Consider the following 22,907-nt stretch of genomic DNA (forward strand, 5'->3'; position numbering starts at 1 on the left):
CACGAAATGTAAGGTTTTAAAGTCAGACCTCTGTCATCAGATACAAAAAAAGCGCCCTAAGGCGCTTCTTCTTTAATTATTCTCAGAAATGAGGCAGTTACGCTTTCTCAGCAAGAATAATACGTAATGTACGACGTAGTGGTTCTGCAGCACCCCAAAGCAGTTGGTCACCAACTGTGAATGCGTTTAGGAAGTCGTTACCCATAGACATCTTACGTAGGCGACCTACTGGTACAGACATCGTGCCTGTTACTTTAGCCGGAGTCAGTTCTTGCGCAGTGATATCACGATCGTTCGGAATCACTTTAACCCAATCGTTGTGCGTCGCGATGATCTCTTCGATTTCGTCCATTGGAACGTCTTGCTTAAGCTTGATCGTTAGTGCTTGAGCGTGACAACGCATTGCACCGATACGTACACAAGTACCATCGATAGGGATTGGCTGACCATCTAGACCAAGAATCTTGTTCGCTTCAACGCCCGCTTTCCATTCTTCTTTGCTTTGCCCGTTTTCACGCTTCACATCGATCCAAGGAATCAATGAGCCAGCAAGAGGAGCACCAAATTGGTCTGTTGGGAATGAAGATGAACGAATCGTATCCGCAACCTTCTTATCAATATCAAGAATCGAGCTTGATGGGTTTGCTAGTTCAGAGCTTACGCTATCGTTGATCACACCCATTTGTGAGATAAGCTCACGCATGTTTTTAGCGCCAGCGCCCGATGCCGCTTGGTAAGTCATCGCACTCATCCACTCGACCATGCCTTTTTCATATAGGCCACCTAGTGCCATAAGCATCAAGCTCACTGTACAGTTACCGCCAACGAAAGTGTTGGTGCCGCTGTGAATGCCTTGTTGGATTTGAGCCAAGTTAACAGGATCAAGAGTGATGATTGAATCAGCGTCCATACGCAGAGTAGAAGCTGCATCAATCCAGTAACCTTTCCAACCTGCTTGACGCAGCGCTGGGTATACTTTTGATGTGTAATCGCCACCTTGACAGGTAATCACGGCATCTAGCTGTTTTAGGCTATCAATATCAAAAGCGTCTTGAAGTAGACCAGCATCTTTACCGCCTAGAACAGGGGCAGGAATACCAATCTGAGATGTGCTGTAATAAACAGGCTCAATCAGGTCGAAGTCTTTCTCTTCAACCATACGTTGCATCAGTACAGAACCAACCATACCGCGCCAACCAACTAGACCTACTCTCATCGCTCACTCTCCATGTATAAAATTAAAAATTGCTCTCCCCCATCTATAAGTTTTTCAGAAACAGAACTCAAGCGCTTTTTGTCAAAAAGTGTAACTTTTTCGTTTCTTTTAAGTGAACGTAATGAATCGTGCAGTTATCCCTGTATCGACGCTCAATATCCTCATCACCCATAAAGATCTCAATATCGGCAAATTCAAACATTTGCACGGTAGAAATCGTTGAAATTCAGCCTGATCACAAACAGTAATTCCCTCTTTTAAACCAAGGTTACTCAGCATTATATTTTACAAAACGAAAACAACGTGCGACAGAAATCAACATGTAACAATCATGAATTTAACAATATTTTAGATTATGAAACCACAATTGATTGAGTTAACAGTCAAATATCACAACTTAGACGTATTTTTTCGATATAATAAACTAATTACTGTAGTGTCCGTTTCGTACCACACACTATAACGAAGCACTATAAATGCTCGAAATCACAAGAGGCTTTTATGAAGCAGAGTAAAACTCGCCTACCGAACCTATTACAGGTATTCATCGCGTTAGGACTATTTCTATCCCTTGCTTTTTCCTTTACTGCAAAGTTTGACCTTCCAATCCAACTTGCCTTGTATATTGGCTGGTTCATTATCATGGTTCTTGGTGTTCGTCTTGGTCATCAATACAAAGACTTAGAAAAAGCAGCACTCAAAGGAATATCTAATGGCTTAGGCGCAGTTTTAATACTTTTAGCCGTTGGCGCTCTTGTTGGTACCTGGATCTCAGGCGGGATCGTACCGACCATCATTTACTATGGTCTCAAAGCTATCCACCCTTCTATCTTCCTTTTAGCGACCATGATCATCTGTTCTCTAACTGCATTGGCTACCGGTACTTCTTGGGGTGCAGCAGGTACAGCGGGTATTGCGATGATGGGTATTGGCCAAGGCCTTGGTGTTCCAGCGCCAATCACGGCAGGTGCGGTACTTTCTGGTTGTTACTTCGGTGACAAGATGTCTCCGCTATCTGATTCCGTGATTCTTGCTTCTTCAATGTCGAATGTTGAAGTGGTTGAACACATTAAGGGTATGTTGCCAGTTGCGTTAATCAGCTACGTAATTACGGGCATCATGTTTACTGCGTTTGGCTTCCACTACGCGGGCAACGTTGATATGAGCCAAGTAGAGTCTGTAATCAAAGCAATGGAAGTACAGTTCTACATCACACCTTATTCATTCGTGCCAGTGTTGATCGTGCTTGGCCTACTGGCTTTCCGCATGCCTTCATTCCCAGTGATCAGCTTCGGTTCTCTGCTAGGTATTATCTGGGCAGTGATGATCCAAGAGATCGACTTCCTAACGGCATTCAACACGGCTTGGGCACCGTTCTCAATCTCTTCTGGTGTCGAGTTCATTGATTCAATTCTTAACCGTGGCGGCATGTCTTCAATGCTAGGTTCGGTTGCGGTTATTGTGTTTGGTTTAGGTTTTGGTGGCTTACTAGATAAAGTCGGCGTGCTAGAGACTATCGCTAAGGTATTCGAGCGCCGCGTAAACAGCGCAGGCTCACTAGCAACCAGCACTATTGGTACAGCGTTCATGGGTAACGTGTTCGGTTCAGCAATGTACGTATCGCTTATCCTTACGCCAAAAATCTGTGCGAAGAACTACGACCGTTTAGGCTACAAACGTAAGAACCTGTCTCGTAACGCTGAGTTTGGCGGCACGCTAACATCAGGTATGGTGCCTTGGAGTGATAACGGTATATACATGGCAAGTATTCTTGGCGTTGCGACGCTGTCTTATGCTCCGTTCATGTGGTTAAGCTTCATCTGTATCATCGTAACTATCGTAACGTCTTACATGGGCTGGTTCGTTGATAAGTGTGAACCAACGGCGCCAGCACTTGAAACTGAAGAAGCAGCAGAGCTGACTAAGCAACAAGCCTAGTACTTCATCGTTTAGGGCGTTAGAACGTAAAACAAAACGTTAATGGTATAAATGCAAAAAGAGCGCTCTAGGCGCTCTTTTTTTATCTGCTGATTTACTTATTTGCTGGCGGTTCGTTTACCCAACCAATAACCGATACCTAACGGGGCAAAGAACACCACTAAGATAAACAAGATGAAGTAGATAATCACACCTTTGATTAGCTCCATCAGCTTATCAATCGCAAGCACGACCACCTCTTGAGAGACACGATCTAAATCTTTGGTGAACAGTTCTCTTTCTGATGTCACGATACCAGCAATCTCGATACGCTCTTTCTCAATCATCTGAACCAGAGCTTCTCTCTCACGCGTCACCATTTTTTCCAGTGCTACACGCTCATCACTCAGCATTGCTAACTTTTGGTCTGTTTTATCGCTGAGGTCGTTTAACAGAGGCTGCATTTCTGTCGACATAATAGAAGCCAGTGTTTGCATGTACTCTGGGTTGTTCTCAATGAAATCCTGCATGCTTGCTGACGTTTGACGAAGGCTTTCCAGTGTCATCGACAAGTCTTCACCCGTGAGTGAGCTGTTCATTGCAACCAACTCGGCTTTCCAGGTCATCAATTTTGGCGTTTGGTCAGCCATTAAGCTTAAGCGGTCTGATGCATCGCTCATGGCTTCTGGCATAGTACCTAGGCTCTGAACGATTTGAGATTCGTCTTTACCCAGATAAGCCAACCATTCGCGATAAGCAGGCGTGCTTCTGAAGGTGAGATCTTTAAACTGGTTACTCGCGGCAAACTCTGTAACGAATGCTTTGCTCTTCTTGAAATCACTCGAGCTCAATACGCCCTTTGCTAGCTTCTCAGCTTCTTGGTCAAGAAAACGCGCAGTTTCAACCGCATCATCGGTCACGAACAAATCTGCGCCCTCGCCTTGAGCGTAAAACTGATTCATTTGCGCAGTGAACACCCATGAGTCAATTAAGGCTGACATAGGAGAAGTTTGGTAAGCCGCTTGTTGTAAGCCCTGCTCTGCGTGGATCTTCCAAAGCAACACATAAGATTGATGTAAGGTGTCATCAGCCGGGTAAGATTGTGCGATTACATCTGCTGAGTCTTCTACTCGTGTGAAAAACATCTTGGCGTATTCACGCGTCATGAGGCGAGCATTCAGCTCTTGTTGAGTGAGAGGCGTCGTCTGACTATCTAACTTAACTTCTAAGAGAGAACAACCACTTAGCACAATGCTAAGCACCAACACCATCCAACTTCGACTCGAAACTCGTAACATATAAAACTCTGACAAAGACTAAGGGCGCGGATTGTATGAGCACTTCGTCAGAGTATTGTCAAAATTCCTACAAAAGTTAACGTTGATTATCTAAATATGCATGAGCTGAATCTACCGAGGCTTTTATTGCCTGCTCGAGCTCAGTTAAATCATGTTCACTGATGGCTCTTGCTTGCTTCATCGTCATTTCGATACTCGCCGCAATGATCGCCAATCGAGACGCTTTGATGCTACCCGCCACGCCTTTCAGGCTATGCACAACACGAGCAGCGGAGGTCTCATCTTTGGTCAGTAGCGATTTAAACTTCTCATAATCGTCAGCGTGATCTTGTACAAAGACGCCAAGCAACAATTCCACAGATTCCGCGTCACCATCGAGTGTTTCTAGCATGTCTTCAATATCAATCGCAGGTTTTGAATCCGTGACACTGGCGACGTGTTTCTCTACTACTGGCGTATCTTCAATAATTTGTTGAATAGCAGACTGACTCGCCACACTAGAACTCGGTTGTGATTGAAAATCGGAATGTTGGCTGCCTGCAACAGGAGAAGCGTTATCTGCTGGCTTTACTGAGGAAACTACACTGTGACTATGATTCGATTCATGAGATACACTGTCTTTTTCGCGAGCAACATTTCCAGAAGCGGCTTCTCCTAGCTCAACCTCTGCATGAGAAGTTCGGGAAGCACTTGGCTTACTTGGTTCGATTTCAGGCTCAGGAATGAATTCTTCGCCTGTTTCTTTAGTCAATTTTTTTGCACTAGCGCCCCACAAAACCAGCGCTATCATCGCCACTAAGCTTAAACCAAGCATCACCAATAATAGGTTAAATTGACGATCGTGAAACTCAGCTTCAAGCTTGATGATCTGCTCGTTGACTGAGTTCTTCTTAATTTTATCAACCAGATAGTTAAGCTGAGCGTAATCACTCAACAATGCAGATGCATCTGCTAGCAACTGTTGAATAGCATCTTGCTCTTCGGTTTCTAATGCATACGACTTATCAAGAATAGAATCAAAGGCGCGATAAGTGGCAGACGAGCTTTGATTATCAGAATACATGGCTTCGAAAACCACCACTCCGAATTCATTCAGTAGCGGTTTTAGCTTAGGAGAAAGTTCAGTATCGGCACGCAAGAGCTTGATGTTGTCGACAATGTCTTGAACCTGACTTTCTATTGGGATGAACTCATCAAATTTTTCTAGGAATTGGTCTGCGACATAAAGCAGTTGATTCACATCAGGACGAAAGAAAGCGTGTTGGAAATCAGATTCAATCTGCAGCCTGATCGAGTAAACCAGCTGAGCATCAAGTGCGAGGTCATTGATTCGAGATACACGCAATGGCTCCGAGAAATAAAGCGATTGCCTTAGTTCATTAACGCGAATACCGAGTTCTTCAATTTGAGCAAGAGAATGTGTGTAGGAACGACTTAGATTGAGAAGTGCTAATGAAGGCAGTAGCCACAGAGCCAAGAGCACAACCAAGAAAGTGGCTGGTTTTTTAAAGCGATTGGGCTTTGCTACTGATTGTTCCATCTATATTCCTTGTGCGTATTTGCTGTCAGCCATTATCGTTAGCTAAAAGACTCAGCACAAAACAAGCGACAACATCCTGCTGCCGCTTCTACCCGTTAACTTCGGACTATGACTTATTGCGAGTCAGCTGGTCACGTAAGTTCGGTGGTGTGCCTTTAATTGTTAGCGTGTCTGTCTCCGGATCGTAGAAGATACGCTCGCCTAGAAGCAGACTATCAAAACTAACATTCAAACCGCCACCAGCACCAACAAATTTTGTTAGTTTACGCATAGTTGCACGATCGGCTGGGAAGCTGTCTTCTAACTCATAACCTTGCTCACTAGTATAGTCAAAGAAACTTGTGCCATCTGTGCTTGCTGGTAACTCTCCAGAAAGTTCACGAACTTGCACTTCATCGCCCGCTTTAAGCTGCTCGTTACAGTAATCCGCAACCTGCTTTTTGTAGCTGATCGCTTCTTCTTTTTCTAATTTAGAGTCAGAAACGAAATCTTCTACCGCTTGCATCAGTACTTGGTTTTGCTGTTTCGCATCCAGACCCACTTCAGCTTGTAAGAAATCTAAGAAGAAATCCGCGACTTTACGGCCAACACGTCCTTTAATGTAAGTTAAATAACGGTTTGACTCTTTATCAGTCTCATAAGTAGAAAGGTCTAGGCGAGCCGCGATATCCATTTTTGAGATATCAAGGTAATCCGTCGCACTAATATCTAGCCCTTCAGTTACCTTTAGGCTTTGGTTTGAAGGCAGCAAACCAATGAATAGATAATCTGTTGCAAGTGACTGATATTCAGCCATTACCAAGATACCTTCGTCAGCAAATGGGTATTTTGAAAGCTCATCTTTTAGACGTTGCGCACTCTTTTGAGAAAAATCGTAAAAGTTTGTCTCACCAGCACGAAGTTGGTGCAACCACTGCTGAAATTCGCTGTCAGATTTGAAAGAACCAAACCCTTTGCCTGCTTTTGAGTTAAAAACACGGTGAAGTTCAGCAACCAGACTTTCAGATGAAGCATCGTTTTCTAGAGATTCAGCACGATAGTTAACAATCAGTTCATCCTGATCGTTCTTGCTCAGCTGGTGTAAAATTACGTTGGAAAGGTGAAGGCTCATAGTGAAAATATTACCGTTCAGGTTTCAGTTGTCGTGCATAGTAGGTTATCATAAGCCGCTTTTACTATCATTATTAGAGTCCTTATGCCGATTATATCTAAATACACAGATGATCAAGTTGAAAAAATCCTAGCTGAAGTAGGTGCTGTACTATCTAAGCACAAAGCTTCACCAGAACTTTCACTGATGATCGCTGGAAATATCGCAACCAATGTCTTAAATCAGAATGTTGCTGCTTCACAACGCAAAGGAATTGCTGAAAAATTTGCCGAGGCTTTAATTTCTTCTCTTGAAGATAAAAAGTCTCACTAAATTTGATTGACGGATAAAAGAATTATAAATGGTAGACAGCGCAAACTCATATAGCGATCGTGTATCTCGACTGGTTGGTTGGGGTCACTGGTTTGCATTTTTCAACATCATTGCTGCGATGTTGATTGGTACTCGTTATATTACTCAATCTGCTTGGCCAGAAACCTTGCTAGGTCAATTCTATTTGGCTGCATCGTGGGTTGGTCATTTTGGCTTTTTAGTGTTCGCGCTCTATCTATTAGTGCTGTTCCCGCTCACTTTTATTCTTCCGTCGAGGAAGTTATTACGTTTGGTTGCGGTTTGTTTTGCGACCATAGGTTTAACTGTCCTACTGATTGATACCCAAACGTATCAAAATATAAACCTCCACCTGACGCCTGTTGTGTGGGAGGTTTTATTCAGTGGAGAGGAATCTGCATTCACGTCTGATTTGCAGCACCTCTTCATTGTTATGCCGCTCATCTTCTTGCTACAGCTTGGCTTATCTGAATGGGTTTGGCGTAAGCAGCGTAAACTGTCTCATAAACACATTGGCCGTCCAATTACTGCCGTATTCTTCTTGTGTTTCATCAGCAGCCACCTGACCTACATGTGGGCTGATGCGTATTTCTATAACCCAATTACTAGCCAGAAAGCGAACTTCCCACTGTCTTATCCAATGACAGCGAAAAGCTTTATGGAAAAACATGGTCTATTAGACCGTGAAGAATATCTAGAACGTTTGGAAGCGAACAAAGGCAATGTAAACCTCGTTAGCTACCCACTAGAAGAAATTCAGTACAACCGTCGTAGTGATGATCTGAACATCCTGATGGTGAGTGTGAACAACCTTCGCTCTGACGCACTGAACGAAACATCAATGCCTAGCAGCTATGCATTCGCACAACAGTCGATCAACTTCACCAACCACTACAGTTCTAGTAACGACATGTTTGGTATTTTCGGTTTGTTCTATGGTCTTCCGAGCAGCTACGCGAGCAGCATCGAAGCCCAAGGCTCTAGCGCGGTATTACTCGATGTTTTAGATAATCACAAGTACAAGTTTGCTGCGTTCAGTGGCGACAACTTTAGCGATGCTCTTTACTCGGATATCATCTTCCGAGGCCGTGATGTGATGCCAGAACAGGCAACGTATGATGACCAGAGTGCAATACAAGCTTGGTCTGACTGGATTCAATCACCGCAAGCGAAGCGCCCTTGGTTTAACTTTATTGAACTGACCACACTGGATAACTTCGCCAGCTACGATTCAAGCTCTGAATCAAACTCAACATTAACCACAGCGGAACGGTTTACTGCAGACTATCAAAAATCAGCTCAAGCCGCCGATGCTCAGCTAGCAACAATCTATGCGGAGCTAGAGCGCTTAGATCTAACCGACAACACGGTTGTAATCATTACCTCTAACCACGGTACTGAGTTTAACGAAACCAAAACGAATAGCTGGGGTGCAAACTCCAACTACAGTCGTTATCAGTTACAAGTACCACTGTTTATCAGCTGGCCTGGTAAGTCTGCTTCTGAGTACACTCACCGTTCTAGTCATCTAGACGTATCAGTAACTCTGATGCAAGAGCTATTGGGTGTATCTTCAAGTCCGACTGATTTCAGTAGTGGTCGCAGCCTGTTTAATGAGCGTAAGAGAAAGTGGATTCTCGCGGGTGACTCTCGTGAACTTGCTCTGATTACTGACAAGCAAACTACTGTGTTAGATAAATTTGGTAACTACAAACTGTACGATCAGAATTACAAGCGCCTGAAAAACGTAAGCCCTCGCTTACCGGTGTTGATGCAAGGCCTCACTGAGCTACAGCGTTTCTACACAAAAAATGATTAAATGATCACCAAAAATAAAAGGGAAGCCAGTGGCTTCCCTTTTTTATTGCCGTTAATGACTAGAAAACAAGCAACAGAACAAAATTATGAAAATTAGGGGTTTACAAGGTCCTCTGCCCCTTATATTATTCACGCCACTGGAGGGATGGCTGAGTGGTCGAAAGCACCGGTCTTGAAAACCGGCAACCGTTAATAGCGGTTCTAGGGTTCAAATCCCTATCCCTCCACCACATTAAAGAAAGCCGCTGAGAAATCAGCGGCTTTTTTGCATCTGGGGTTTATCACTTCTCTTTGTACTTCATCACCAAACTTAATCATCCAAAAGAACTTGCCCAATAGCATTACCATCAAACTTCCACTTCCTTTGTCACTCACTCACAAGTCCACACCAGCATTTCAACCATTACACCGTTATGTCGCTAGCCTAAGATGTTCGCACTGCTCGCTTTAGCCCGATTTAGCGAACACCAATAAGAAAACCATCAAAAAAGCATAATAAATAGCCACTCAACACAAAAACATCGAAAAGCGTTCATAAAAAAAGCAGTCAGTTAATAAGGGTATTTACAAGCGAGAGCCTCCCTTATATTATACGCGGCATCGGAGGGATGGCTGAGTGGTCGAAAGCACCGGTCTTGAAAACCGGCAACCGTTAATAGCGGTTCTAGGGTTCAAATCCCTATCCCTCCACCACATTAAAGAAAGCCGCTGAGAAATCAGCGGCTTTTTTGTATCTGGAGAAAACCCGAGTTTGTCACGTCAAACATTCACTTCTAGTGCCGCTTTCAATAATTGCATGTGAATAGGAACCAGATCTTCATGCTGTGTTCGATAGCCACCACCAACAACACATGCCATCGGGATAGATTCTGATTTCGCTAAGTCGATCATCAAGCAGTCGCGTTCAAATATCCCTTGTGTAGACACATTCAAATAGCCTAGTTCATCGTCTTGATGGATATCGATACCCGCATCATAAATAATGAGATCAGGTTGATGGTGAGCAATCGCCAGCTTGGTGACTTGCTCAAAACAACGCAGAAACTCTTTATCTTCTGTTTCACGACTTAACGGCACATCTAAATCAGATAGCGGTTTTCGTGCAGGGAAGTTTTTATCGCAGTGGAACGACAAAGTAATGATGTCGTCATTCTCTTGGCAAAGAGTCGCAGTGCCATCACCATGATGAACATCGCTGTCGACGATAAGCACTTTATCGATATGTTCAAAGGTCAGCGCATGTTTTGCCGCTAAAACCAGATCGTTCAACAAACAAAATCCGCTACCAAAATCATGGTGTGCGTGATGATAACCACCACTCAAATGAATCGCTAAACCACTCTCTATGGCCATTTCAGCCGCTAAACAAGTTCCTCCACTTGAGTAGAGTGTCCTTTCGATCAGTTGCTCACTCCACGGGAACCCGATGCGTCTCATTTTGGCCGCTGGCAAATTACCAGACACAAGTAAATCGACATAGTCACTATCGTGTACCTGTTTTACTTGCTCAACCGAAACCAGCTTTGGTTGAAACACTTCAAACTTGCTCTTCCATCGAGGTTCGCTATCCATTCGTTTCTCAACAGCACTATATAACAACTGATATTTGTTGATTGGGTAACGGTGACCTTCTGGTAAAGGTAACTGCGAATAGATTGGGTGGTAAATTAAAGGAATCATAATCAGGTTAATTGCGTATCTTTCTCAAAATCATAACAGTCTCAGCCTAGGCGACAACCTTAATTAATGATAATGGTTATCATTATATTAAATTTCAAAAAGAGACAGCAATGAGAAACCTAATACTCATCTTTGGGGTGATCTGCGGCTCAGTAACAGCAGTAATGATTTTTGTAGGAATGTTAATGGCCAGTTGGTGGAGCGTTGATTTTCTCGTGTTAAGCCATCAAACTTAACTAATTGAACTGAAAAGGAATCACCATGAGCGTAATTTTTATTACTGGAGCGAACCGCGGCATTGGCTTAAGCCTGACTCAGCAGTACTTGAAAGGTAACCACAAGGTATACGCGACTTATCGTGAAGCCAATTCAGCAAAAGAACTGCTCTCACTCGCAAAGCACAACAGCAACCTAACCTGCATTCAATTAGAGATAACCGATTACCAAGCAGTAGGCCAACTCCCCTCGCAAATGGAACCGATTGATATCTTGCTCAACAACGCTGGCTACTATGGTCCTAAAGGTTATGGGCTGGGTAATACCGATGTCGAAGAGTGGCGTCGTGTTTTTGAAGTCAACACTATTGCTCCGCTGAAACTTGTCGAAACGCTATTGCCTTTATTAGAAGACAGCGATATCAAAAAGGTCGCTTGTTTATCCTCTAGAGTCGGCAGTATGACTGAGAACACCTCAGGCGGCGGTTATATCTATCGCTCCTCTAAAGCCGCTCTAAACTCCGTGGTGAAGAGCCTAAGCAACGACTTAACCGAGAATGGCTTTACAGTGTTAGCACTGCACCCAGGTTGGGTACAGACTGAAATGGGCGGGCCGAATGCTCTGATCGACACCGACACTTCAGCATCCGGCCTTATTAAAGTCATCGAGTCAGCGAATACCGAAGTGAGTGGTCACTTCTTCAATTTCGATGGCAGCGAAATAGACTGGTGATCCACAGATGAATGCAGGGCCTCTCTCAAACCTAGTTAAGCACTCAACACTGTTTTGTCTGACAGTGATGCTAGCTGGCTGTTTCAGTGATGGCCCCGGCGACTTGTTCGACGACTATCAAACTAAGGTCGCCAGAGTACAAGATGCAAAAGAACTCAATGATGACTGGGAGTTTGAAAACCTACCGAGAAAGCGAGAGCTGTTTCTTGACGTGCCCTCACTTTCTATCGGTCTCATCGACAGTTATCAACTTCGACAATGTGGGTTATTCAATCTGATTGCAGAAAGAAATTCCGTACTTGGAAAAGTCGCCGACGAGTTCCGGAATTACGATTATCAAGTCGCTCTACTGGAAGGTGTTGGTAAGTGTTTATCTAATAATGATTTAGATCCAGAGATCATAAAATTACTCAGAGAAATCGAGCAACAGAAACTCGCACAATTTCCACTACACCAATGGAATCTAATCTATGCCAGTGAAGCGATGCAGTCGCAAATGCGTGGTAGTCAGTGGTTACGTGCTGATATCGGCGATCAGGTAAGACAAACCGGTGATGCCTTAGAACATATCAATCAAGCGTTAAACGTTCCGCTCGTTTCAGGCAAGACTACTGAGGTTCAAGAAGTATTAGAGAAGAGCTCTACGCTCGGGGATTTATACTACTCGCTCGCCCGTGCCTCAGCTGAGCTTGATACCATCACCAAGCAACTCACTACTTTTGATGCCAACATCATCTGCGGGAAGCAGCGAGACACCACTAAGTTTCGTTATCTCAACAATGTATTCGAGCAGCAATACATAGGTAAGGTTCAGCCTTACATGGCGCAGCTGGATGGCTTTTACCAGCAGTTAGCCCCGCAACTAGGGATGTTTGACGCGCAACCTGACCTGCACAGTTATTACTTTCCCATCCAAGATGCGCATCAAGCCTTTCGATCATCCACTCGCCGCCATGTTGATTATTGGCAACAGCTGTTTAAGCGCTGCGGACGCAAAGTCGGTCGTTAATTCCAGTATCGCCAATGAACAGCTGTTTGCTCTCAGTTCCTAGCTTTTAGTGCCTTTTTTAGCATAGGTACCTTTCTTGGCATAAGCTTTCTTCGCACCACCGCCTTTACGGCGTTTAAAAGCGGGTCTCTCAACTTTAGGAAGATGGCGCAGAGATTCAGGAACTTCGCCCGTTTTTACCTTGCCCATCAAACCATCAATCTTGCTTTCTAACGCTTGCATGAAAGGTTGATACGCTTGATTTCGTTCTGCCATGCCTTGCAACTGGTGCTCCCAATGTGCCGTCATGTCTGGAAAGGTCGAATCCTCAGGTAAGGCATGGATCAAGCCTCTACCAGCAGGGCTACTATGAATACTCTTACCTTGGCGCGTTAGCAGTTGCCTTTTGAATAGCGTATCCAGAATGCCCGCACGAGTCGCTTCAGTGCCAAGGCCATCAGTCTCTTTCAAAATGGCTTTGAGGTCTTTGTTCGCAACAAAACGCGCGATACCTGTCATCGCTTGTAGCAATGTCGCTTCCGTAAAGTGTTTTGGCGGCTCGGTTTTCTTATCGCCAATCACACCTTCACGACAGGTGAGCACAGTCCCTTTATCTAACGGAGGAACCGTATCAGTACCATCACCTTTCTCTTCGGTATCCGTTTTGCCCTTCAACACTTTCCAGCCTGGGTTGATAAGCTGACGCCCTTTCGCGATGAACACACCACCAGCGATATCAAACACTAACTTAGCATCCGCAAACACAGCCGGTAGATAGAACTGCATCAGATACTGGCGGGCGATTTGTTGATAGATTTTCATCTCATTGGCAGACAAACCATTTACCGATGATTTCTTCGGAGTAGGAATAATCGCGTGGTGAGCATCAACCTTACTGTCGTTCCATGCTTTTGATTTAAGTGAAAGATCTGCGCCTTGAGCACCACTTTGCAGCTCTTTCGCATTGTTAGCGATGGCGTCTACGATCGACTCTCGCTGAGAGTAGTGTTCTTTAGGAAGATAACGGCTATCAGAACGTGGGTAAGTAATGAGTTTGTGTTTCTCATATAAAGACTGACAAGTGTCTAATACCTGCTGAGCACTCATGCCAAAACGTTTAGACGCATCAATCTGCAACGCAGACAACGAATAAGGAAGCGGCGCGGCTTGTTTGCTTTGCTTCTGCTCTGATTCCGTCACTGTTGCAGGTTGGTTCGCGATACGCTGAGCAACGTTCTCAACCAACTTGCGATTAAGCACACGGCCCTCTTCATCTTGCCACGGCTTACATGCTTCGCTTGGTTTCCAACGAGCACGAATATCAAAGCTCTGACCGTTATTTTGATAAGGAATCAAAGCATGTAGAGTGAAATAATCTTTCGGAATGAAGTTCTCGATTTCTTCATCACGCCTCACCACCAAGCCAAGTACTGGAGTCTGCACACGCCCTACCGACAAGACGCCTTGGTAACCGGCTTTTTGACCAAGCAAAGTATAGGCGCGAGTCATATTCATGCCATACAACCAATCGGCTCTAGAGCGTGCTAACGCAGAAATAGATAGTGGGATAAAGTCGCTGTTACTGCGCATTTGAGAGAGCGCACGTTTTACGGCAGGTAAGTTCAAGTCACTAATCAGTAGCCTGTCCATCGACTCTTTCTTAGCCTTAGAGACTTTGCAGTAATCGATCACTTCATCAACCAGTAGCTGCCCTTCTCTGTCTGGGTCTCCGGCGTGAACGATTTGAGTAGCGTCCTTCAATAGCTTTCGGATCACCGTGAGCTGTTTACTCGATGTCTTACGAGGTCTTAGCTGCCACTGCTCTGGCACGATAGGAAGATCGGCCAAGTTCCATTTCTTATAACGGTCGTCATAAGCATCTGGCTCAACCTGCTCCAATAAGTGTCCAATACACCAAGTCACCACATCCCCATTGCCACATTTGATAAACCCTTGGTCTTTCTTCTGTGGATTAGGCAGTGCAGCGGCGATCGCGCGGCCGAGGCTTGGTTTTTCAGCAATAATAAGGCGAGACATGTTTTTCCAGATGCTACAAACAATTAGGGCCACATTATCTAATGTGACCCTAATAAATCAAGAAAAACTGGTTGTTTATACAGTTAGCATTCCACTATTCACTACCTGTTATCAGATTATTTGCTAGTACCATTAACCATATGGGGCTTAGCAAACACGTTAATGACTTAATGACTGAAGCAACCAACTAGTGTGTTGTTTTTTCCCTTACCCTCTAAATCAGTTACTTACCCACACTTACTCTTATATAATCCCACACAATATGAACCAATTTTAATTGTGTAGGGTTGTGTAATGACGAAAGAAGTAAGCAGATTCGATTGTTGGAAAGAAAAGTACTCTTTTAATAAGTGCGGACTGAACAATAAAGAATATGGTTCTTACCTATCTTCATACCTCAGAAGCCAAACTAAGCCACTTGTTTTGAACCTCAATGGCTCTTGGGGAACAGGTAAAACACACTTCTTAAAGCAGGTGTATTCAGATCTCCGCTTCGAACATAAATATCCGGTTATCTACATAGACGCTTGGAAGTCGGATTTTAGCAATGACCCTTTGCTTGTCGTTATTAGTGAAATGATCGAACAGTTCAAACAATTGAACCCAATGATTGATGCCGAAGACAAAGAACAAAAACTATTAAAAGTACTTGGTAAGTACTCAAAGAAACTATGGAATGTAGCAGCTATTGGAGTAGGAAATTACGCATCAGAAAAGTTCGATAATGCCACAATAGTTGATCTAGCCAAGATTGCCACATTCAAAGATGAAGAAGAAGTGGTTGTAGGTAGAAACCTAACTGATAATTACAAGAATCAGTTGAGTGCACTAAACGACTGTAAATTAGCACTAACACACTATGTAAATTGTTTTCCGGAAGGGAAACGAAAGGTGTTTGTATTAGTCGATGAACTGGATAGGTGTCGCCCTACCTATGCAATTGAAATGCTTGAAACAATTAAGCACTTCTTTTCTTTGGATAACTACATCTTTGTTGTCGCAACTGATACAAACCAACTAAGCCATTCAATCAAAGCCGTATATGGTTCAGAATTTGATGGAACTGAATACCTATCGAGGTTCTTCAATAGAAGCGCAGCCCTACCTGAACCAGATAAAGGACTCTTTGCGAAACTACTGGCACAAGACACGATATTAAAGAATCTAAAACAGAATATCGGTACGTTTGATTGTCTAGAGTATTCACCCGATTATTTAAGTCGTTTGTTAAATGAAGTAAGCATCATGTACAACCTATCCTTGAGGAGAATGGAGCAGGTTTTCAGAAAGTTTGAATCTTGCATTTTGTACGAACTAGATACAGAAAATCGATACCTTGATAGCAGATTGTTGATGCAACTTATTGGTGAGTACGACAGTATTGAATTCAATGAATGTTACTACGCAAGAAAGAAAGCCTTGACAGAAAAATACCAATTAAGCGCTGAATTTAAAGCGAAAAATAATATTGGAATAGACGACATAGTTAGAATTTCCACAGTGAAATATCAAAACGAGTTAAAAAAGCTAGAACCAGATAATGCCCAATACTTAGACTATTTAAGAAGCCTGTATAATTTTTCTTGGACGTTTGTAAACGAATTCTTGTCAACCCCGCAACAAAATCAATTTACGGTCAATGAAGGGCATGTTGCTTTAAAAGTTCTGAATGACAATAACGTGGCAAATAGAAGTAGAAACCGACAACAAATACAATCTGAGTCAGATAAACGAGTCGACCACGCACTAATGGTTTTCCGCAAGCTCATAGATAAAGGAGTTGGAAATCATAGAATCTGGACAAGGGATGATTACTTCAAAGCTGTCGAACTATCGTCGACCATCACAAACTAATATCTATCTAAAGCAACAGCCCTTACTGGGCTGTTTTCTTGATAATCTCTATAAGAACTCAACAAACTTAGAGAAGTCACGCTCAGGTACTTTCATTGGTGTACAGCCCGGAGTACCTAAGTATAGGAAACCAACGATCTCGTCGTCGCCTTCTAGGCCAAATGCTTGATGTACTTCTGGGTGGAACATCCATTTACCTGAACGCCAAAAACCTTGGAAACCTTGAGCGACAGCTGCCATTTGCATCGCTTGCGCCGCGCAACCTGCAGAAAGGTGTTGTTCAATCGCTGGTACTTTCTCGTGCTCAGTCACTTTAGCAATCACGGTAATCACCATAGGTGCTCGAAACGGTGCCTTTTTCACTTTCTCAATGACCGCTTCTTCGCTTTCATCCGCTTCAGCGGCACGAACCAAGATATCAGAAAGTTTTTGTAGCCCTGAACCTTGCGCGATAACAAAGCGCCAAGGTGTTAGTGCACCGTGGTCAGGAGCACGTAAGCCCGCTTTGATGATGTTTTCTAACGCTACACCTTCAGGTGCCGGATCAGAGAGTTTTGCGATAGAGCGTCTGTTGAGCAATAGATCCAAAGCATCCATTTGAAGTCCTTACTATTTCTTTATTATTTGTATACTTGAACTTTAGCACAGAATACAAACGATAATAAATCTCAACCACTGCCCATTTGGGCTCGATTAGAAACAATAAAGGCTCCTAAATCGATGACTTAGGAGCCTTGTTCAAAATCTAACTCAGCAAACTAAATAACAATGTCTTCCGATAAAATTACCGTTTGATAGCTGACTCTATAACTTAATCGCTAGCTCAACACCTTGACGGATAGCACGTACTGCATCTAGCTCACCGGCATAATCGGCACCGCCTATCACGTGCAGTTTGCCACCGAACTCTTGCCACATGTCTTCGAATGGACGAACCGACACTTGGCCTGCACACACAATTACAGAATCGGCATCAAGTACCTGATCTTGCTTACCAACGCTGATATGCAGACCTTGGTCATCAATCTTGTTGTAGCTCACGCCACCCAGTAGATTCACACCACGTTTTTCTAGTGTGCGCTTGTGAATCCAGCCCGTTGTTTTGCCCGGGCCTTTACCAACACGACCCGCTTTACGCTGCATCACCCACACCGTTTTATCGCTGAACGAATCAGGGTAAGGGTAAAGTCCGCCTGGGTGTTCCATATTCTTATCGATGCCCCACTCATGCAGCCAATCGTCTAGGCTGTGTGAAGTCGGCTCAGTCAGCATGGTTGCCACATCGACACCGATACCACCAGCCCCAACAATCGCGACCTTTTCGCCTACTGGTGTCTTTTCGCGAATCAAGGTTTGGTAATCGACCACGTTTTCTTGGTCGATCCCCTCAATATCGAGCTTTCTCGGCTCTACGCCAGCCGCCATCACGACCTCATCGTACTTCAACAACATCTCAAACGTTGCTTCGGTATCTAGCTTCAAATTCACGCCCGATGCGTCGATTTGGTTCGCAAAATAACGAATCGTTTCTCTGAACTCTTCTTTGCCCGGGATCTGCATTGCCAATCTGAACTGGCCACCGATACGGTCATTTTTCTCAATCAAGTCAACCTTGTGTCCGCGCTGCGCTAACGTTGTCGCACAAGCTAAACCTGCAGGGCCTGCGCCCACAACCGCAATAGTTTTAGTCGCTTGCGCTGGCTGAACAACAATTTCCGTTTCGTAGCACGCGCGTGGGTTAACCAAACAGCTCGCGCGTTTGCCTTTAAACACGTTATCTAAACAAGCTTGGTTACAACCGATACAGGTATTGATGAACTGAGCTTGGTCTTGAGCTGCTTTGTTGACGAAATCAGGGTCCGCCAAGAACGGACGAGCCATAGACACCATATCAGCCTGCCCAGAGCTAAGAATACGTTCTGCTTCTTCTGGTGTGTTGATTCGGTTACAAGTGATCACCGGAATAGAAACGTGCGGTTTAACTTTCTCGGTTACCCATGAGAACGCGCCGCGAGGTACTTGTGTCGCGATAGTCGGAATACGTGCTTCGTGCCAACCGATACCCGTATTGATAATGGTAACGCCTGCTTCTTCCAGCTTTTGAGCCAATAGAACAACATCTTCAAAGGTGCTGCCTTGCTCAACCAAATCGAGCATCGACAATCGGAAAATAATAATGAAGTCGTCACCCACGGCTTCACGAATCGATTTAACGATCTCCAGGGGGAAACGCATACGCTTCTCATAAGAACCGCCCCATTCGTCGTAACGCATATTGGTACGTTTACAAATGAATTGGTTAATCAAGTAACCTTCAGATCCCATGATCTCAATGCCATCATAGCCCGCGACTTGCGCGAGCTCGGCACTGTTGGCAAAGGCACCAATGGTCTTCTTGATTTGGCGAGGGCTCATCTCACTTGGAGCGAACTTAGCGATAGGCGCTTTAATGCCAGAAGCACTTTGCGCGAATGGGTGCATCGCATAGCGACCTGCATGCAATAGTTGAAGCGCAATTTTACCGCCGTGCTTGTGGACGGCTTCGGTAACAACTTGGTGCGCTTTAGCGTGCTTTACTTTACTGAATTCAGCACTGAATGGGGTTAATCTGCCACGTAAATTAGGAGAGAAACCACCGGTAACAATAAGACCAACGCCTCCTTTTGCTCGCTCTTCATAAAACGCGGCGAGTTTGTGTAGGCCTTCTTTATTTTCTTCTAAACCTGTGTGCATTGATCCCATCAATACACGGTTACGTAACTGAGTAAATCCAAGATCGAGTGGTTCAAGTAAATGTGGGTACATGGCAGACATCACTTCTATTATTTTATCCTTGTGGTCTGACCACAGTATAGTTCAATTACCAAAAGTTCAAACAACCGTTTACATTTTTGTAACACCGATCATAATGCAGAGCGTATTAATCGTTCAGAAGCCCTTAATCTGACTACACTTAATGAGAATATATATCGATTAACAATTCTTGGTGTAGTTTGAGCTTGGGAATTATCGTAGGATACTAAGCAGTTCATATTATTGAGATTAATGGTATTACTGCTTGTTAAAGCGACGTGATCTCACTGCGGAGACAGAATGAAAAAAATATTCAAATTTATAGGCATGATCTTTAAAGGGATTTGGAAGCTCATTACGTTTGTGCGTCTTGCGCTTGTTAACATCATCTTTTTACTCAGTATTGCCATCATCTACTTTGTGTACTTCCACTCAGATACGGCTCAGCCAACGGTTCCACAGCAATCCGCTTTGGTGCTGAACCTTTCTGGTCCGATTGTAGAGCAAAGCCGCTACATCAATCCTATGGATTCCGTGACAGGTTCACTGCTTGGTAAAGACCTTCCAAAAGAGAACGTTCTGTTTGATATCGTTGAAACGATTCGCTATGCCAAAGATGACGAGAACGTAACGGGCATTGTGTTAGCGCTTAAAGAGCTACCAGAAACTAACCTGACCAAGCTTCGTTACATTGCTAAGGCACTGAACGAGTTTAAAGCAGCGGGTAAGCCGATTTATGCGGTGGGTGATTTCTACAACCAAAGCCAATACTACCTAGCCAGCTACGCGACCAAAGTATACTTATCGCCAGATGGTGGTGTGCTTCTCAAAGGCTACAGCGCTTACTCGCTTTACTACAAAACCTTATTAGAGAAACTAGATGTGAACACCCATGTGTTCCGTGTAGGTACTTATAAGTCTGCCATCGAACCTTTCATTCGTGATGACATGTCAGACGCAGCAAAAGAGTCCGCTTCTCGTTGGTTAGGCCAGCTATGGGGTGCTTACGTTGACGATGTGAGCCACAACCGCCAAATCGACGCGAAAACGCTGAACCCAAGCATGGACACTTTCTTAAAAGAGCTTGAGTCCGTTGATGGTGATATTGCGAAACTGGCCGAAAAACTGGGCTTAGTGGATGAGCTAGCAACCCGCCAACAAGTTCGACTTGAGCTTGCAGACGTGTTCGGCAGTGACGGTCAAGACAGCTACAACGCATTTGGTTACTACGAATATCGTACAACTATGCTTCCAGACATGAACAGTGAATCACACGACGTTGCTGTGATTGTGGCAAGCGGTGCCATTATGGATGGTAAACAACCTCGCGGCACTGTTGGTGGTGATACCACTGCAGCCCTACTTCGCCAAGCTCGTAATGACGACAAAGTAAAAGCGGTTGTACTTCGTGTAGACAGCCCAGGTGGCAGTGCCTTTGCTTCTGAAGTTATTCGCAATGAAATCGAAGCGATCAAGCAAGCGGGTAAACCTGTAGTGGTTTCTATGTCTAGCCTTGCGGCTTCTGGTGGTTACTGGATCTCAATGGGCGCAGACAAGATCTTAGCTCAACCGACCACACTAACAGGCTCGATTGGTATCTTCAGTGTTATCACGACCTTTGAGAAAGGCTTGAACGATATCGGCGTTTACACCGATGGCGTGGGCACTTCACCTTTCTCTGGCCTTGGTATCACAACTGGTTTAACTGATGGGGCAAAAGACGCTTTCCAAATGGGTATTGAAAATGGTTACCGCCGTTTCATCAGCTTGGTTGGAGAAAATCGTGGCATGGACGTTAATGCTGTCGATGAGATCGCTCAAGGCCGTGTATGGACAGGTCAAGATGCGATGCAGAAAGGCTTAGTCGATGAGATTGGAGACTTTGACGATGCAATTGCAGCAGCGGCGTCACTTGCAGAGCTTGAAAGCTACAACATTTACTGGGTAGAAAAGCCACTTTCAGCAACTGAACAATTTATTCAAGAATTTATGAACCAAGTTCAGATGTCGATTGGCCTAGATATTCAGTCAATGATTCCAAGCAGTTTACAGCCTGTTACGCAGCAGTTAGCACAAGATAGCCAACTATTAGGCAACTTTAACGACCCACAAGGCCGTTACGCATTCTGCCTAAACTGCCAAGTTCAATAAGTTAAATCAATAACTCAATAATCAAGAGGCGCCTGTGTGTTAGGCGCCTCTTTTTATTGCATGATAATTCGCTATAATCGCCCACCTGTTCCCTACATCACACTAAGTATTAATCGCCATGGAAAGAAAACACATCTATATCGCGTACACCGGCGGCACAATTGGCATGCAAAAGTCTATTGACCACGGTTATGTTCCAGTCGCAGGTTTCATGGACAAGCAGCTCGCTGGCATGCCTGAATTCCATCGACCAGAGATGCCTGAATACACCATTCATGAATACTCTCCATTAATGGATTCGTCAGACATGACACCATTGGATTGGCAGACTATCGCTGATGACATTCGCGCGAACTACGATAAGTACGATGGTTTCGTTATCCTGCACGGTACTGACACAATGGCCTACACCGCTTCTGCGCTGTCGTTCATGTTAGAAAACCTTGGCAAACCAGTGATTGTAACTGGCTCTCAGATCCCTCTGGCAGAGCTACGTTCAGACGGACAAGCAAACCTACTGAATGCCCTGCACATTGCGGCTAACTACCCAATCAATGAAGTGACACTGTTCTTCAACAACAAGTTGATGCGTGGTAACCGCAGCACCAAATCTCACGCTGATGGCTTCAATGCGTTTACATCTCCAAACCTTAACCCATTGCTAGAAGCGGGTATCAATATCCAAATTAGCAATAACGTTGTGGTAAATGAGCAACCTAAAGGTGCGTTCAAGGTTCATAACATTACTCCGCAACCTATCGGCGTAATCACTATGTATCCGGGCATCTCACACGAAGTAATCCGTAACACGCTACTACAGCCTGTTAACGCAATGATTCTGCTTACTTTTGGTGTTGGTAATGCCCCACAAAACCCAGAATTACTTCAACACCTAAAAGACGCATCTGAGCGCGGTGTGATAGTGGTGAACTTAACTCAATGTTTGGCGGGTAAGGTGAACATGGGTGGTTACGCGACGGGTTGTGCTCTTGCAGAAGCAGGCGTTGTTAGCGGTTATGATATGACACCAGAAGCGGCGTTGGCGAAATTACACTATCTATTAAGCCAGAACCTAAGCTATGAAGAAGTGAAGACTCAGATGCAACAAGTGTTGCGTGGTGAGATGAGCTTATAAGCCTTCGCTTAAATTCGAATAAACAGAACGCTTGAATGCGATTAAAACGGTTTAACGTGAACTAAATCGTTTTACTGCTTATAAATAAACG

General features: G+C 44.3%; 16 protein-coding genes and 2 tRNA genes. 10 read left to right on the top strand and 8 right to left on the bottom strand.

Translation table 11 applies throughout. From position 1 onward, the window contains the following. Window positions 1–97 precede the first annotated feature (97 nt). Entirely contained in the window at window positions 98–1,216 is a 1,119-nt protein-coding gene (gene asd, locus L0992_11180; protein ID XGB66281.1) for an aspartate-semialdehyde dehydrogenase, read from the bottom strand. A gap of 501 nt (window positions 1,217–1,717) precedes the next feature. On the opposite strand from asd, the gene nhaC reads away from it, so the two are divergent. Beyond that, a complete protein-coding gene (nhaC, locus tag L0992_11185; GenBank protein XGB66282.1) occupies window positions 1,718–3,154 on the top strand; it encodes a Na+/H+ antiporter NhaC in 1,437 nt (478 codons plus the stop codon). A gap of 98 nt (window positions 3,155–3,252) precedes the next feature. Here the strand turns inward: nhaC and L0992_11190 are convergent, their stop codons facing one another. The 3 genes from L0992_11190 to yejK form a co-directional block, all read right to left on the bottom strand. After that, entirely contained in the window at window positions 3,253–4,431 is a 1,179-nt protein-coding gene (locus L0992_11190) for a chemotaxis protein (GenBank protein XGB66283.1), read from the bottom strand. A 76-nt stretch (window positions 4,432–4,507) separates the two neighbouring features. After that, window positions 4,508–5,971 (bottom strand): Hpt domain-containing protein, encoded by a 1,464-nt coding sequence (locus tag L0992_11195; protein ID XGB66284.1) that lies wholly within the window; start codon window positions 5,969–5,971, stop codon window positions 4,508–4,510. Window positions 5,972–6,077: 106 nt separating this feature from the next. Beyond that, complete coding sequence (yejK, locus tag L0992_11200) at window positions 6,078–7,082, bottom strand: nucleoid-associated protein YejK (protein XGB66285.1); 1,005 nt, start codon at window positions 7,080–7,082, stop codon at window positions 6,078–6,080. Between the two features lie 84 nt (window positions 7,083–7,166). Here yejK and L0992_11205 point away from each other — a divergent pair, with 84 nt between their 5' ends. From L0992_11205 to L0992_11220, 4 genes are all read left to right on the top strand, one after another. Beyond that, window positions 7,167–7,394, top strand: coding sequence for a YejL family protein (locus L0992_11205; protein ID XGB66286.1), 228 nt, complete (start codon window positions 7,167–7,169; stop codon window positions 7,392–7,394). A 28-nt stretch (window positions 7,395–7,422) separates the two neighbouring features. Beyond that, complete coding sequence (locus L0992_11210; GenBank protein ID XGB66287.1) at window positions 7,423–9,231, top strand: DUF3413 domain-containing protein; 1,809 nt, start codon at window positions 7,423–7,425, stop codon at window positions 9,229–9,231. A 138-nt stretch (window positions 9,232–9,369) separates the two neighbouring features. Continuing rightward, window positions 9,370–9,460: transfer RNA gene (locus tag L0992_11215), tRNA-Ser, on the top strand. A gap of 372 nt (window positions 9,461–9,832) precedes the next feature. Beyond that, window positions 9,833–9,923 (top strand) — tRNA-Ser (locus L0992_11220). A gap of 66 nt (window positions 9,924–9,989) precedes the next feature. Here the strand turns inward: L0992_11220 and L0992_11225 are convergent. Further along, window positions 9,990–10,910 (bottom strand): histone deacetylase, encoded by a 921-nt coding sequence (locus L0992_11225; protein ID XGB66288.1) that lies wholly within the window; start codon window positions 10,908–10,910, stop codon window positions 9,990–9,992. A gap of 261 nt (window positions 10,911–11,171) precedes the next feature. Here L0992_11225 and L0992_11230 point away from each other — a divergent pair, with 261 nt between their 5' ends. Both L0992_11230 and L0992_11235 read left to right on the top strand, forming a co-directional pair. Continuing rightward, window positions 11,172–11,858, top strand: coding sequence for an SDR family oxidoreductase (locus L0992_11230; GenBank protein ID XGB66289.1), 687 nt, complete (start codon window positions 11,172–11,174; stop codon window positions 11,856–11,858). Window positions 11,859–11,865: 7 nt separating this feature from the next. Then, window positions 11,866–12,867 (top strand): DUF3080 domain-containing protein, encoded by a 1,002-nt coding sequence (locus L0992_11235; GenBank protein XGB66290.1) that lies wholly within the window; start codon window positions 11,866–11,868, stop codon window positions 12,865–12,867. A 39-nt stretch (window positions 12,868–12,906) separates the two neighbouring features. On the opposite strand, the gene L0992_11240 is transcribed toward L0992_11235, so the two are convergent. Then, window positions 12,907–14,883: a DNA topoisomerase III gene (locus L0992_11240; GenBank protein XGB66291.1), complete on the bottom strand. Its 1,977-nt coding sequence runs from the start codon at window positions 14,881–14,883 to the stop codon at window positions 12,907–12,909. A 294-nt stretch (window positions 14,884–15,177) separates the two neighbouring features. On the opposite strand from L0992_11240, the gene L0992_11245 reads away from it, so the two are divergent. Continuing rightward, on the top strand, window positions 15,178–16,737 hold the full coding sequence (locus L0992_11245; protein ID XGB66292.1) for a KAP family NTPase: 1,560 nt from the start codon (window positions 15,178–15,180) through the stop codon (window positions 16,735–16,737). 48 nt (window positions 16,738–16,785) lie between these two features. On the opposite strand, the gene L0992_11250 is transcribed toward L0992_11245, so the two are convergent. Together L0992_11250 and L0992_11255 are read right to left on the bottom strand one after the other, a co-directional pair. Next, entirely contained in the window at window positions 16,786–17,334 is a 549-nt protein-coding gene (locus L0992_11250; GenBank protein ID XGB66293.1) for an NAD(P)H nitroreductase, read from the bottom strand. 207 nt (window positions 17,335–17,541) lie between these two features. Then, entirely contained in the window at window positions 17,542–19,551 is a 2,010-nt protein-coding gene (locus L0992_11255; GenBank protein ID XGB66294.1) for an NADPH-dependent 2,4-dienoyl-CoA reductase, read from the bottom strand. Between the two features lie 279 nt (window positions 19,552–19,830). Here L0992_11255 and sppA point away from each other — a divergent pair, with 279 nt between their 5' ends. Both sppA and ansA read left to right on the top strand, forming a co-directional pair. After that, window positions 19,831–21,681: a signal peptide peptidase SppA gene (gene sppA / locus L0992_11260; GenBank protein ID XGB66295.1), complete on the top strand. Its 1,851-nt coding sequence runs from the start codon at window positions 19,831–19,833 to the stop codon at window positions 21,679–21,681. Window positions 21,682–21,799: 118 nt separating this feature from the next. After that, entirely contained in the window at window positions 21,800–22,816 is a 1,017-nt protein-coding gene (ansA, locus tag L0992_11265; GenBank protein ID XGB66296.1) for an asparaginase, read from the top strand. Window positions 22,817–22,907 lie beyond the last annotated feature (91 nt).

It is taken from the genome of Vibrio pomeroyi, from assembly GCA_041879425.1.
GTDB classification, from domain to species: Bacteria; Pseudomonadota; Gammaproteobacteria; order Enterobacterales; family Vibrionaceae; genus Vibrio; species Vibrio pomeroyi_A.